General features: G+C 44.2%; 13 protein-coding genes and 1 pseudogene. 3 read left to right on the top strand and 11 right to left on the bottom strand.

The genetic code is table 11. The features are described 5' to 3' along the window. The first annotated feature begins 38 nt into the window (after nt 1-38). Nucleotides 39-1031 (top strand): 3-oxoacyl-[acyl-carrier-protein] synthase III C-terminal domain-containing protein, encoded by a 993-nt coding sequence (locus tag J2T19_RS11495; protein ID WP_307215767.1) that lies wholly within the window; start codon nt 39-41, stop codon nt 1029-1031. 133 nt (nt 1032-1164) lie between these two features. On the opposite strand, the gene J2T19_RS11490 is transcribed toward J2T19_RS11495, so the two are convergent. From J2T19_RS11490 to J2T19_RS11440, 11 genes and pseudogenes are all read right to left on the bottom strand, one after another. Beyond that, nucleotides 1165-1380 carry a hypothetical protein gene (locus tag J2T19_RS11490; protein WP_307215765.1) on the bottom strand — a complete coding sequence of 72 codons (216 nt, stop codon included), beginning with the start codon at nt 1378-1380 and terminating at the stop codon, nt 1165-1167. 238 nt (nt 1381-1618) lie between these two features. Further along, nucleotides 1619-1984 carry a YybH family protein gene (locus J2T19_RS11485; RefSeq protein WP_307215763.1) on the bottom strand — a complete coding sequence of 122 codons (366 nt, stop codon included), beginning with the start codon at nt 1982-1984 and terminating at the stop codon, nt 1619-1621. A gap of 136 nt (nt 1985-2120) precedes the next feature. Beyond that, nucleotides 2121-2398 (bottom strand): annotated as a pseudogene (locus tag J2T19_RS11480) (PBSX family phage terminase large subunit); the annotation flags it as partial. Between the two features lie 272 nt (nt 2399-2670). After that, on the bottom strand, nt 2671-3744 hold the full coding sequence (locus tag J2T19_RS11475; protein WP_307215761.1) for a collagen-like domain-containing protein: 1074 nt from the start codon (nt 3742-3744) through the stop codon (nt 2671-2673). Between the two features lie 928 nt (nt 3745-4672). Beyond that, on the bottom strand, nt 4673-5242 hold the full coding sequence (locus tag J2T19_RS11470) for a manganese catalase family protein (RefSeq protein WP_056698312.1): 570 nt from the start codon (nt 5240-5242) through the stop codon (nt 4673-4675). Nucleotides 5243-5329: 87 nt separating this feature from the next. Next, entirely contained in the window at nt 5330-5608 is a 279-nt protein-coding gene (locus tag J2T19_RS11465; RefSeq protein WP_307215758.1) for a spore coat protein CotJB, read from the bottom strand. Nucleotides 5609-5611: 3 nt separating this feature from the next. Next, nucleotides 5612-5836, bottom strand: a complete 225-nt coding sequence (locus J2T19_RS11460; RefSeq protein WP_056698319.1) for a spore coat associated protein CotJA — start codon at nt 5834-5836, stop codon at nt 5612-5614. Between the two features lie 193 nt (nt 5837-6029). Further along, on the bottom strand, nt 6030-7382 hold the full coding sequence (locus J2T19_RS11455) for a hemolysin family protein (protein WP_307215755.1): 1353 nt from the start codon (nt 7380-7382) through the stop codon (nt 6030-6032). A 45-nt stretch (nt 7383-7427) separates the two neighbouring features. Further along, nucleotides 7428-8564, bottom strand: coding sequence for a radical SAM/CxCxxxxC motif protein YfkAB (yfkAB, locus tag J2T19_RS11450; RefSeq protein ID WP_145047912.1), 1137 nt, complete (start codon nt 8562-8564; stop codon nt 7428-7430). A gap of 348 nt (nt 8565-8912) precedes the next feature. Continuing rightward, complete coding sequence (locus J2T19_RS11445) at nt 8913-10037, bottom strand: HD-GYP domain-containing protein (RefSeq protein ID WP_307215751.1); 1125 nt, start codon at nt 10035-10037, stop codon at nt 8913-8915. A 69-nt stretch (nt 10038-10106) separates the two neighbouring features. After that, nucleotides 10107-11537 carry a bifunctional metallophosphatase/5'-nucleotidase gene (locus J2T19_RS11440; protein WP_307215749.1) on the bottom strand — a complete coding sequence of 477 codons (1431 nt, stop codon included), beginning with the start codon at nt 11535-11537 and terminating at the stop codon, nt 10107-10109. A gap of 123 nt (nt 11538-11660) precedes the next feature. Here J2T19_RS11440 and J2T19_RS11435 point away from each other — a divergent pair, with 123 nt between their 5' ends. Further along, nucleotides 11661-12410: a molybdenum cofactor biosynthesis protein gene (locus tag J2T19_RS11435; protein WP_307215747.1), complete on the top strand. Its 750-nt coding sequence runs from the start codon at nt 11661-11663 to the stop codon at nt 12408-12410. Between the two features lie 120 nt (nt 12411-12530). Next, nucleotides 12531-13580, top strand: coding sequence for an HD-GYP domain-containing protein (locus J2T19_RS11430; RefSeq protein WP_307215745.1), 1050 nt, complete (start codon nt 12531-12533; stop codon nt 13578-13580). The last annotated feature ends 84 nt before the right edge of the window (nt 13581-13664 follow it).

Here is a 13664-nt window from a genome sequence, read left to right as displayed (position 1 = left end):
GCTCTGGATACACCGTTCCGCACAGGAGGAGAACGAAGATGGCTGGAATTCGTATAGTAGACATCGATATCTATCATCCATCAAACAAGGTGGGCAATGAATTTTATATTGAACACTTTGATGCGAGAGGTGTAGATATTCGCGGTTTGTTAAAAGCACTTGGGCGCGATCAGCGTTATAAGATTGACAATGAGGATGAAAACTCACTTAGTATGGCGTTCGAAGCGGCTAGCAATGTTCTTGAGAAAGCTGAACTGACGGGTGCAGATATTGACCTCATTGCATATGCAAGCCAAACACCAGAGTACATCTTCCCTACGAATTCCTTAATGATTCATCGCCTGATAAACGGAGCTTCTCATACGATCTGTATCGATAGCAATGCCAACTGTGCTGGAATGACCGCAGCCTTCGAACAGGTTAGCCGCCAGATGTTAGGCAATCCAAGAATCCGCCGCGCTCTAATTATCGGTTCGGATTATGTCGCTCCTCATGCGAACCCTGATGATCCGGTATACTTTGCTAACTTCGGAGATGCTGCAGCAGCCGTAATCGTGGAGCGCGAAGAGCAGAGTATTGGTTTCATTGACTCCATCTACCAGACAGATACGTGTGTGTATGGTAACTCTCTCTTTCCTGCTGAAGGATTAGCGAAGCTGGGTAAAACTGGAGTAGATGCAGGTGCTTTTCACGTGAAATTCACACCCTTCGATGATTCCATCTGTGTAGATGCCGCTTCCGAGTCTATTCGGACGTTGCTCGCGCGTAATGAAATAGCACCGAGTGAGATCAAAGCCGCTTGCTTCTCTCAACTGTCCATCGCCAATATTCGTGCGGTATCGGCGAACATTGGGATTGCGGATGAAATTGCGGTGTACATCGGAGATGAGTTCGGGTATACATCCACGAGCAGTCCATTCATTGCATTACATCGAGCCATTGCCTCCGGACAGATTGAACGTGGTGATAAAGTGCTGTTCTGGACTGTCGGTGCTGGGTGGCAAAATGTTGCCATGATCGTTGAATATTAATTAGTTGACTATTAAATAAATGAAGGCAACCGTTCATTGGTGAACTACAATGGCGGTTGTTTTTTATTATGCGTAAAAAAAGATCGTCCAACGTGGACGACCAAATTTGATTTGTAACGCTCATTTAGGGATTTCAATTCAATAAGTACTTGGTGAGGTACAGTCCACAAGCAACACCTGCTATTAATAACACGATGGCCACGCTCCGCTCAGCCTTCCACAATCGAATGGCGTTGGCAACATTCAAGATGGTTAATGCAAGCATATTAACCGCAGTATTTAAGTAAAAGAAATTGACTGAAAGGAGAACAAACACTACAATTGCGACGAGTATAAACCACATCGGCATGTTCCTAAATATGCTTCTTGTCATCTGATCACCCCTAATGTATGTATTGTGTCTAGCGTTAGAGGTGCAGGTATTCTGTGAAGTTTGAGGGAAATTCTTGATTTAACTTAATAAGTATTATTATAGCAATTATACATATGAAATGTAAGAAGAAGTCAGATGAAATCCATACCGTTCTATAGGTAGCCATTTCGTTTCCATTTGAGCATGTTCTCTGTGACTATGTGTTACGGAGGCGCTAAAGGCTGCTGAGGTGTTCGTGAATGATTTTCCACTCTTCTTCGTTTACTTTGACAAAAACATTCGTTGCCCTACCACTGCCAGATACAAACTTCCCGTTAAGCACTCCCTCATAATGATATGTATAGATACATGTTGCCGTATTCTCTTCAGTCACTAGCCAATGTACATCCGAAATGGAGTAGACTTCATCCTTAATCGCATCCCAAGATTTCCCAAAATAATTTTGAATTTCATAAGTCGTCTTGCACGTTTGATCTGAAAACCAGTAAACCGCATTAGGGTGTAGTAACTGTTTAACATTCTCAAACTGATGGGTGTTTGTCGCATGGATATAACGTTGCAATGCATTTTCATAGCTCATGGATTAGCTCTCTCTCCTCTGCTAACTTGTTAGTATTTCTATAATACACCTTGCCTTGAACACCATATTTCAGGAATGTGGTCGGTTATTGGCTCCGTAGTCAATACATATACACTTGCGGTCAAACTTTGTAGCACCAGTGATAAGGTTCAGCAGGGTTACAGTTGAACCACATCTTTGCATCTTCAACCGAACAACGGGCAGTTGCTGATCCACGAAGGACTTCGGCATGAGTGCAACCTCATCAAAGAACATGCCCGCCAAGATGATACCTTGGATTAGTTCCTGCGAACGTACGTCCTTACCATTAAACAGGAAAAACTGGTTGCTGACAAGTCAAGGGGATACCGTCAGAACGTTTTTTATCTTGTTGTCATGGACCTGGTACCCGCGACTCGCAATCATACGTTTGAGTGAACCCAATGGCAAGCTACGGCTATAGCGGAAGTTCTCACAAGCAAACTTAGCGGATTCCTCTATGCTGCGGCGAAGCTTCTCATATTCAACATCGCCAGGTTGAAGATCAACACGGGGAGGGGAGGCTGCTGCAATAATTTGATCGATCGATACGATTCTGATGTTCATATAAATACTTCTCACAATAAAAAGAGACGAGTCTCATCAACTCGTCTTATATAATATGAATTACTGATCCTTCTGATTTATGAGTAAAACTTGTAGAATTTTTATGCTAATTGTTTGATAACCAGATGTGCCGATACTGGCCTTGTTCCTCCAGCAAGTGGTGTAATAGTCAATGCAGTGGAGTTACCGGCTGGATTTCGCACGGTTAGTATTGAATTAATGACAGTTGTTTCTACTAAAGCCATTTCTACAATCTGAGATGTTCCCGTTGCCCGCCCAACTACCGTGTAAGCCAAATCAGCGCCATTAAGATTTAAAATGAGTTGACCGGCTTCATTAACACTAACTTGAAACAAAACCTCGTACGTACCTATGGCTGCCAGATTGAATGAGCTGGGTCCCGTGCGAGCGATAGTCGTTCCACTTGTTGGCCCGTCCTGAGGGAAGCTAACATCTGTGCCTGGAGCAACCGTTGCAGCATTATCAGGTGGCATCAGGGCAAAAAAATCAGCAAATCCCAATACAGTTCCCGCTGCACCTGTAGCACCCGTCGCACCAGTAGCTCCTGCCGGACCTGCTGCTCCCGCTGCACCAGTAGCTCCTGCCGGGCCTGCCGGACCTGCTGCTCCTGCTGCACCAGTAGCTCCTGCGGGACCTGCTGCTCCCGTTGCACCAGTAGCTCCTGCCGGGCCTGCCGGACCTGCTGCTCCTGCTGCACCAGTAGCTCCTGCGGGACCTGCTGCTCCCGTTGCACCAGTAACTCCTGCCGGGCCTGCCGGACCTGCTGCTCCTGCTGCACCAGTAGCTCCCGTTGGGCCAACAAATCCTTGTGGCCCAATGGCTCCGGCTGGGCCAGGCACTCCTTGGGGCCCTTGTGGCCCCAACAGTCCTTGTTCGCCTGGAACACCTTGCGCACCAATCGGCCCCGCTGGACCTGCTACACCTTGAGGACCTACTGCTCCTGCTGGACCAGGCACTCCTTGGGGTCCTTGAGGTCCTGGAGGACCTCCAGCTGGCCCCTGTGGCCCGGGCGGTCCTTGTACGCCTTGATTTCCTTGTGCCCCTTGGGCTCCTTGCGTACCTTGGGGGCCTGTAGGGCCAACAACTGTCGGTGTAGTTACATTCACTTCAGGTGGCGGACATTTTACCTGGACAATCTTTTTTACTACCTTCACTCTACGTTCTTTTCTTTTCCCTCTAGTTGGACATACAGTTACGTTTCTTTTCTTATGCCGTTTTTTTTCGTCCGAATAACTCAATACGTACACCTCCCTATAATCATAGCTCAGTGTACGTAGGTAGTTGGCTACAGGCATGGACTATTAACTATTTTCACCTATGCTAAAACCTATTTTCAATGAAATAAAGGCTATTGACATGTTAGATTAGTACGTAGAGCCAAATGATTATTAATTTCCAAACTGAGTAACTGTTCAGAAGCTTAAAATAAATCCTATTCTTATTGTGCTGAGTTGGTTTCAACGTTCGGGTGACTATCATATGCATGCGTACGCTATCACGTTTTCTGTCTATAAAATGACGTTTTTGGCGATTCATGTGACGCTTTTAAAAGATTGGCGTCCATACCGGCCGCAGAAAAAACACTACTCTCTCTAATTTAAAAATATGGATTTTTTGAAAATTTTTGATAGAGTATATTAGATTGTTTTACATTGTTGGAGGAGTTGAATGTTTAAGGATATAGCTAATGTATTTGGAACAATCTCTACAATATACGAAAAACCTTTCTATTCATATGCTGTCATGCTTTTTCCTTTATTTTCGGATGTGGGTTTATGTATTGGGGATTATTAGCTATTTACCTGTTTTTAACAGAAAATATTTCCCTTGAAACTTCACAAAAAAAGAAGATATTGAATAATCTAGAAGACACTAATTTGGTTCCCTTTTCTAGTTCAAATCCTTCACCAGCATACCTGGAAGCTTTCTTTAGGTTTCACGAAATATCAAGAATTAACTGTTAAGCTGTTCGTTAATCCATACCTAACTAATTCTTGCTAGACTAATAATGTACAACCAAGAGCCACTCCTCTATAGCAAGGAGTGGCTCTTGGTTCAAATCTTTTATACCCTTTATCTACCCTAAAATATCTTCTTCGTATCCCGATCATCCTTCAGAATCTCCACAGCTTCACGGAATCGCAGAGAATGCACAATCTCCCGTTCACGCAGAAACTTCAGACTGTCTTGCAGGTCAACATCGTCGGTCATATCAATTAACCATTGATACGTAGCTCGCGCCTTCTCCTCAGCTGCAATATCCTCGTAAAGGTCTGCGATCGGATCGCCTTTAGCTTGGATGTACGTAGCAGTGAAAGGCACGCCTGCAGCATTATTATAAAACAGCGCTCGATCATGATTGACGTAATGTGCATCTAAGCCTGCCTGCTCCAACTGCTCTACCGTTACATCTTTGGTAAGCTTGTAGATCATGGTAGCAATCATTTCGAGATGAGCGAATTCCTCAGTCGCTATGTCATTCAGCAGACCAATGATCTTATCAGGAATCGTATAACGTTGGTTAAGATATCGCAACGCAGCAGCCAATTCTCCATCAGCACCGCCGTACTGCTCCATAAGTAGTTTAGCCATATGAGGGTCACATTTACTTACCCGAACGGGATACTGCAATTTTTTCTCATACACCCACACACAGGGCTCCCCCTTTATTCATCCATTTGGTTCAGCTTCAAGTCTAACTCTCGCTCCATGCATATGGTCTAATTTTGCCCACTACTTCTACACTTGCCAAGGCCAAGGCGTTTGCGACCATTCCCACGGATATTTGGAAAAGGCATGACCAAAGTTCATTAACGGACCGTACAATTGCTGAAATTCCTGTGCTACGCGCATTCGCTCTTGAGCAAACTTATTATATTGCTCAATACTCTGATAATCTCCAGGATGTGTATCCAAATATAGGTTAAGCTCGACCAACACAAAATCTAACGCCTGTAACTCCTCCAGCAACTCATAATATCTAGCATCACAAGCTTTAGCTACCTCTTCAGAATCCATCCATTACACCCCCTTTTCCTTCGCTTTTGCTGATGTGTATGGGCTGTACAAGGCGGGCCACAACGTACCTAATCTCAACGCCTCTGCGGGACTATACTGCGGCCATCCCATAGGTTGAAATGGAATGAACAACTGCGGAGGAACCAGATACGTTCGAATCTCCTTCGGTTCACACGGATCAAACGGTCCAATAAATGGCCTGTATGCACGAATCTGCGGATCCTTCATACCACAAACCTCCTTTCTACGTTTCATAATCTCCATACGCTTCCCGTCACTATAACCATATGTCTCAATCGTAATGGTTAATCCGTATTTTTCAGTAAAAGCTAAAAAAAGACCTCCGTTCCACTCCCTCAACAGGGAAGCTTCACGAAGGTCAATATGACTCACGATTATTCATCAAACGTGTTCACTTTCATTATTCATCTTGTTTGTCTGGTTCATCATTGTTCTGCGTTATTGTATGCTTGTACACCTTCACCCGCGTAATTCGCAATCGACTGGATTCCTCCACCTCGAATACGTATCCGTTCCGTTCGCGTGTTTTGCCTTTGACAGGACTACCTTCAAGCTCCTTGAACAGCCAACCACCAATGGTATCCACTTCATCATCCTCAATAACCGCTCCAGTCCATTGATGCACTTCTTCAATAAGAGAACGACCGTCGATTGAGAAAGAATCCCCATTTCGCTCCATATGTGGGCGCTCGTCCTCAAACTCATCGTACAGATCTCCGACAATCTCTTCCAGAATCTCTTCGGCTGTTAACAAACCGGCTGTACCACCATATTCATCAACTACCAACGTCATCTGAGAATGTTTCTTCTGCATCAGACGTAACACATGACTAATTTCCATGGATTCCGGAACGTTAAGAATTGGACGAACGAGAGAAGCGAGGTCATGCTGTTGTTCTGGTTTAGCTAGAAGTAAGTCCGTAATATGGATAAATCCAATAATCTCATCCTTATCCTCCACCGCTACCGGATATCGAGAGTGCTTGGTGGCATTGATGATCTTCAGATTCTCCTCCAAAGACAAATTGGTGTAAAGACAATCCATATCTGTACGTGGCAACATGACTTCACGAGCGAGCATATCAGAGAAATCAAAGATGTTATCCATCAATTTGATCTCATCCTTATCAATAACTCCACTCTTGGCACTTTGTTTCATGAGAATGCGCAGCTCATCCTCTGAATGTGCTTCTCCTTCACTTGCAGGTTCAATTCCAGCAAGACGGAGTAACGCATTCGCCGACGCATTCAACACCCAGATGAATGGGAAGAAGATTTTATAGAAAAGTAATAGCGGTGCAGACAAGAACAGCGCAACTCCGTCTGTCTTTTGAATCGCCAGTGATTTGGGAGCAAGCTCACCAAGTACGATATGTAGGAACGTAATAATACTGAAACCTACGATAACGGAAACGGTCGATATGAGCGCTGTATCCACCACACCAAGCTTGGTCATGAGGGGTTGAACCAGCAATTCGGATATCGCTGGTTCACCGAGCCATCCAAGTCCAAGGGAAGTCAACGTGATTCCAAACTGGGTTGCAGATAGATACGCATCCAGTTTGCCGTTCACTTTAAGTGCATAGCCAGCCAGACGATTGCCCTCACTCTGTAATTGCGTCAGGCGAGTCTGCCTCACTTTCACGAGAGAAAATTCCGCTGCAACAAATACACCATTCAAGAAGACGAGCAGAAACACACACACCAGATTAAACAGTAATTGCCCAAGATGAAATTCGGTATGAATATCCAAGTCGAAACTCCCCTTTTCTATCTATTCAGGAATGCACCTGGAAGGTCAGCGTGTAATGGCCTTTCTTGATTTGAAATCAACACCCTTATAATACATATCCGCCACCAGCAGATTAGGGCCGCAGCAGGATGCGATATCACAGTGACAATTCACTGTCTGGTTCAGCGGATGCTCTGCTGACCACTCATGGAAGACATCATCCAGCTTACGATCTCGAATGTTGCCAAAGGCTGGGATGTCTGCAAAGTCAGTCACATACACATTACCTGTAAACATATTTACGTTAACACGGTTACGCCCATCTGGATCGTTACGAACTGTTACGTTAGGTTCACTGTGCAGACGATTAATCAGCTCACGATCCTGTTCTGCAGCGCTACATGCGAAGAATGGAAGTGTACCGAACAACATCCACATCTCCTTATCACGCACGTCCAGCAATCGATGAATGGCCGTACGCATATGATCCAGCGACAGAACAGGCAGGTTGGATGCAAAGTTTGAATTATACATCGGATGCACTTCATGACGTACACAGCCCATCTCACGAATCAACTGGTGAATACCCTCGAGTTTGTCATGAGTACGGTAATTAATCATGGACTCGGCAGAGATAAACATGCCAGCTTCACTTAACTTACGTGAGTTTTCGATCATTTTCTCGTACATCTTCACCGCTACTTCACGTTTAACCGGTCTGCCACTATTCGCAAACCCAACTTGATGGAAATCATCCGCATTCAGATAATTAAAGGAAATGTGCATGACATCCAAATAAGGAAGCAACTTCTCATATCGATTCAGATCTAGCGTAAGATTGGAATTGATCTGGGACCTTATGCCACGCTCCTTCGCATATTTGAGCAGCGGAATAATCATCTCATCCACCGTTTTCTGACTGAAGCTTGGTTCCCCACCTGTCAAACTAATCGTTTGCAGATGTTCTACCTCATCTAATCGTTTCAACATCAAAGGCAACGGAAGAGCTGGAGCCTCACGCATCGTAAGCATATCACCTACCGCACAATGCTCGCAGCGCATATTGCACAAGTGAGTCACGGTCATTTCTACACTGGTCAGTACATGGCGTCCATATGTACGCAAAGAACCGATTGGATCCCATGGATCGTTTGTCGGTGATAAAGGCATCGGTTGAACCGATCCTGAATTTAGCATGGTCATTGTTTTTCACCTTATTCCTTTTATTAACCTAAAAATTTTTATTTACATCATACTCCGACTCAATCTTTTGGAGCTATCTTTTATCATAGCACAATTTTGAATGGCTCGGAGGAAAGGGTCTGTCTATTTCGTGTAGGGAAACTGCCCTACGTAGGCTTACATTTGTATCTGTAAAACCCACCTTAATTGTAGATAATCAGACCAGATTTGTTTCATTATCATAAAGCGTAACTTTGAACAACCTTATAACTAATGGGTACAATTACAAGGCAAAAAACGCTTCTGTATATTGAGTCTATTCAACCCAAATATCACGATAGAAGCGTCTCGTACTGATTAAGTTGGATGTCAGCTTTCCAAATACTGTCCACTAACTGGCATCGAAGGCATCTCATCCGCGCCCTCCACACCTGTAATCATGACTGACAATGCAGTAGATAGATCGATCTCATATGGTGCTTGTAAAACTTGGCCCTCTGTATCCTTCAACACACGTATGATTGGACGTTGCGGAATACGTGTATGGATGGAGGATACAACCCCAACCTCACCTGTACTTAATGTTACCGTCATGCCAATGGGATAAATCGCTACACAATCTCGGAATTTCTCAAGCATACGTTGTTCGTAAAGCGTACAAGAACCCGTATAGAGAACTTCCACCGCTTGGTGGGGCAATAAGGCTTTTTGATACACTCGATTGGTTGTCATCGCATCATATGAGTCCGCAAGTGCAATCCATTTGGCATAGTCATGAATTTCATTCCCTTTTAGGCCGAAGGGATAACCGCTACCGTCAATTCGTTCATGATGCTGGAGGGCGCAATGTGCAGCCAGAAGCGGTATGCCCGGTTCGTCTTTGAGGATACGATGTCCATATGTAGTGTGCTGCTGAATCAGTTTGAATTCCTCGTCCGTTAATTTAGAAGGTTTATACAATACATCTGAAGCTATCTGTGTTTTACCAATATCATGCAATAAGGCACCCAGGCCAATTTCCATTAGCTGTTGTCTATTGTAGCCTGATGCTACCCCGAGAACCAATGTATATACACAAACATTCAATGAATGATTATATAGGTCAAAATCAGTAGAGTTCATGTCCATGAGCATAATCATGGCTTCCTTCTGGCTACCGATGTCCTCCAGAATTGTATTCATCAAACCGGTCAACGTTTTGCCAAAGTGCGAAATCCGGCTTTTTGTTCGAAAGCCTGACATGTTCTGAAACTGCTGCTTAATCTCAACCAGCGCCCTACGTTTGGTCTCCTCCTGCAACATCTCCGGTACAATAATATCCTCTGTTGCCGCATCTTTTATATAGACATATCCAATGCCTAGATCTTTCATTCGAGAGATTAAGCGTTGAGTTAATTCCACATCTTCACTGAGCAGTACCAAACCCTCTTCACTATATATCCGTTTCCCCAGCTTCATGCCAGGCTGCAATAAGTTTATATGTACTAAACGCACAGCCTATCCTCTCCCGCTCCGTAGATGTAATTGCAACTAGCCGCCGCTTCAGCAGAAGGCAAGTACTTGTTATATTTCTCGCCAGCGAGGTCGCAAGCATTCGTCCAGCGCTCCTGGTCGTTTAAGTTCTATTTCCACTAGATCCCGTAAAAATTCTGGAAGATAATAATTCGTCTCTGTACCCTGGGCGAGTGGAGGATATCCTACATTAAACGTAAACATTCCGAGTGTACCGACCACATATTGTTGTTCCTCCTGAATAGGACTGCCTGCAATACGTATAGAACGAATTTTCTCATATGCCGGTCGCTTAGGATCATATTCAATCTCCATCCCATCCACGGATAACGTTCCTAGAACCTTCCCACGAAACCCAAATCCAATGATTGGCTTATCCGTAAACTCTGGCAGCAATGATTGCTCAAGTGCTTCACGGATGTGCCTGCCTTTTAAGCATATTGTACAAGCATTGATCGGAGAAGGACATAGGGAATGTAACATTCCTTTGGTAATGACTCCCTGTGGAAGATCTCCAAGTAACTGCCCTGCATTCACCAGAGACACTTGGGTCCCTGTAGCCTGTCTAACTGCTTGTGCAAGCAAGGTGGCGAAAGGGGATTCACGCTCATAATGAACCGAAAGTGGCTTGTCCACCATTACGGCTGTCTGCTCTAGGGATTTCTCTGCTTCAGCACGATTCGTAGCATTTGCGAGAGTAACCCGCTCTTCCAGAAGGGTGGTTGTAACCGGAACACATCCACTGCTTACAAGGACAGGCTTGCTCGCAGAGTTCTGACGCTCTAAGACCACTTTACCGAGCCATTCCCCAAACTTACCGCTTGCTGCAATGGTGGTATTGCCAATCATCAGAGGCTCCTCAAGCACATGATGTGTATGTCCGCCCAAAATTACGTCAATGCCTTCAACCTGCTCTGCCAATCTGCGATCTGTGGAAAGTCCCAAATGCGATAAAACAATGATGACATCCACCTTGGGAGACAATTCAGCAACTTGTTTACTCAGCGTCTCGATAGGATCAAGAAGACTCCATCCTAACAAATCATAAAACGTAGTGAATGGTGCTGTTGCCCCTAACAAACCAATGCGAAATTCACCCTTGGTCACGACGAGCGACGTGTGCATCCAGGATGGGACAAGGCCAGTCTCATATTCGACAACATTCCCGCAAACAACAGGACATTGAAGCCCTGAATACGTTCTTGCCAGCTGTTCAGGTGTTATCGTAAGTCCTTCGTTATTCCCAATCGTAATGGCATCATACCCAGTAAGATTAATCACATCGACGTTGGCTGCTCCAAGGGTGCCTTCCGTTTCCACAGCCTTACGATCCATATGATCTCCTATATCAAGAACCAAAACATTCTCAGCTTGTTCTCTTTCTTTTTCAATCATGGCGGCGATCGAACTCATGGCACCAAAATGACTGTGAATGTCATTCGTATGCAGTATTGTTAACACTTGTGTATTCGTGGTGCTCATCACACCGCCTCCTTCTGATTCCGTTTAAAACGTTCATTCCTCTAATAGATAAGCATAACATTTTCCTTCTCGTTATGATATATTGAAAGGGTTTAGATTTTGAAAAAAAGGTGGAACATTCTCATGAAATTGAACATTCAACTATTTGCAGGTATTGCTGAACGCCTCGGCACTTCTCTGATTGAATATGAATACGATGGAGCCGAACCAACGGCTGCTCTTCTAAAGGAACAATTAGCAGAAACATACCCAGAGCTTGCTTCCCAGATTCGTACTTCCTTTCTTGCTGTAAACCAACAGTACGCTCCTGCCGATACTATTATATCGGCTCAAGATGAGATTGCTTTAATCCCTCCGGTATCTGGAGGCGATGGTACTGAAGATCGGAAGTCTGAGCACGATGTTTCTTCTAACGCTCACACGACGCCTGATGGGCGATATCAGATCACCACATCCCCTCTGTCTGTGGAAGCAACGACCAATCTCGTTATTACCGCTAATCATGGTGCTGCTCTTACGTTTGTCGGAACTACGCGTGAGATGACGGGTGAACAACGAACAGTGCACTTAGAATATGAAGCTTATGTTCCCATGGCTCTAGCACAGATGGCAGCCATCGGCGATGAAATCTCTGAGCGCTGGCCTGGCGTGTTATGCGCAATAAGCCATCGAATTGGACAAGTGGACGTTGCTGAGATTAGTGTGGTCATTGCCGTCTCTTCTCCTCATCGCAGTGATTGTTATGATGCAAGTCGTTATGCCATCGAGAGATTGAAGCAAACTGTGCCGATCTGGAAAAAAGAAATTTGGGAAGATGGCTCCGAGTGGAAGGGTCATCAATTGGGTCCTTGGAACCCTATGCTTCAACAATAATTAGTTATTCTAACTCTTGAATTACGAATTAAATTAGTAAATAAGTCGTTGTCAACCCATTTTTTTCTTGTTATTATAATGATATGTGTCGATATTAGTCGAGGAAAAGGTGGTTTATACGTGAGAGTGCATGTTACTGATCTTAAACCTGGCGACCTGTTAATAAATGACGTATATAACAATGCAGGTCTCCACATGCTGGTGAAAGGTTCCACGCTTAGCGAAGATGATATTGCCAAATTGCTGCAACACGGAATCGATTACGCAGATGTAGAGCATACACCATCCGATTTACACTCTGATGAACAAACCTTACGTTCCGATCAAACCCGTCTTTTAACTAATCTGTTTGAAGATACGATAAAAGGTACTGAAATGTTGTTCGAGCAAGCTATGGAAAAGGGATTTATTGATGAGTCTCAGGTCGATCATATCTTAGTTAACTTAACTTCTCAGCTTGAAAAACAAAAAGATGTCGTTTCCCTTCTACTCATGATGGATGGAGATAACGAATACACGTATACCCATTCGTTACAAGTTGGCATGCTTGCCTTCTATATCGCGGGGTGGATGGGGTATAATCCAGAAGAGTGTTTGACCGTGGCCAAAGCTGGTTATTTGCACGACATTGGCAAATCGAAGATTCCACCTGAAATGTTACATAAGCCGGGTAAATTAACTCCGGAAGAATTCGAAGAAATGAAAAAGCACACCCTATATGGGTATGAGATTATTATGGAATCTACTCAAGATGAACTTCTTGCAACCGTAGCATTACAGCATCATGAGCGTGAGGATGGTAGTGGTTATCCTTACGGACTAAAAAGAGACGAAATTCATCCATACTCCCGTATTACGGCTGTAGCTGACGTGTATAGCGCCATGACAACCAATCGGGTATATCAAACCAAACAAGAGCTAATCTCTGTCTTATGCGAGCTGTACAGCCTTAGCTTTGGTCAATTAAATGGAGAAGTTACGCAGGAACTTATTAAACATATGCTTCCTAATTTTATTGGTAAACGAGTTCTTCTCACCACAGGTCAGACTGGTCTCATTGTCATGAATAATCCTGCGGATTACTTCCGTCCACTCGTACAGACATCCTCTGCCTTTATCGATTTAGCGAAGGAAAGAGATGTTGCGATTGTCGAGATTTATGTCCAGTAGTATTTAATAAACACCATCAACAGACCTATTGAGATTCGATTCAGATATGTCAAGATATGTATGTCACTACATTCGTCATTATAA

The sequence above is a fragment of the Paenibacillus tundrae genome (genome assembly GCF_030812775.1).
In the GTDB taxonomy this organism is placed as follows: Bacteria; Bacillota; Bacilli; order Paenibacillales; family Paenibacillaceae; genus Paenibacillus; species Paenibacillus tundrae_A.
The sequence above is the reverse complement of the archived record's forward strand: the minus strand, read 5'-3'. Positions and strand labels throughout refer to the sequence as shown.

Bases quoted from the DNA above. Each gene is read 5' to 3' on its own strand.
- J2T19_RS11465 (WP_307215758.1), bottom strand. From the start codon at position 5,608: ATGGATTCTGAAGAGGTAGCTAAAGCTTGTGATGCTAGATATTATGAG.
- J2T19_RS11495 (WP_307215767.1), top strand. From the start codon at position 39: ATGGCTGGAATTCGTATAGTAGACATCGATATCTATCATCCATCAAAC.
- J2T19_RS11435 (WP_307215747.1), top strand. From the start codon at position 11,661: ATGAAATTGAACATTCAACTATTTGCAGGTATTGCTGAACGCCTCGGC.
- yfkAB (WP_145047912.1), bottom strand. From the start codon at position 8,564: ATGACCATGCTAAATTCAGGATCGGTTCAACCGATGCCTTTATCACCG.
- J2T19_RS11460 (WP_056698319.1), bottom strand. From the start codon at position 5,836: ATGAAGGATCCGCAGATTCGTGCATACAGGCCATTTATTGGACCGTTT.
- J2T19_RS11485 (WP_307215763.1), bottom strand. From the start codon at position 1,984: ATGAGCTATGAAAATGCATTGCAACGTTATATCCATGCGACAAACACC.
- J2T19_RS11490 (WP_307215765.1), bottom strand. From the start codon at position 1,380: ATGCCGATGTGGTTTATACTCGTCGCAATTGTAGTGTTTGTTCTCCTT.
- J2T19_RS11440 (WP_307215749.1), bottom strand. From the start codon at position 11,537: ATGAGCACCACGAATACACAAGTGTTAACAATACTGCATACGAATGAC.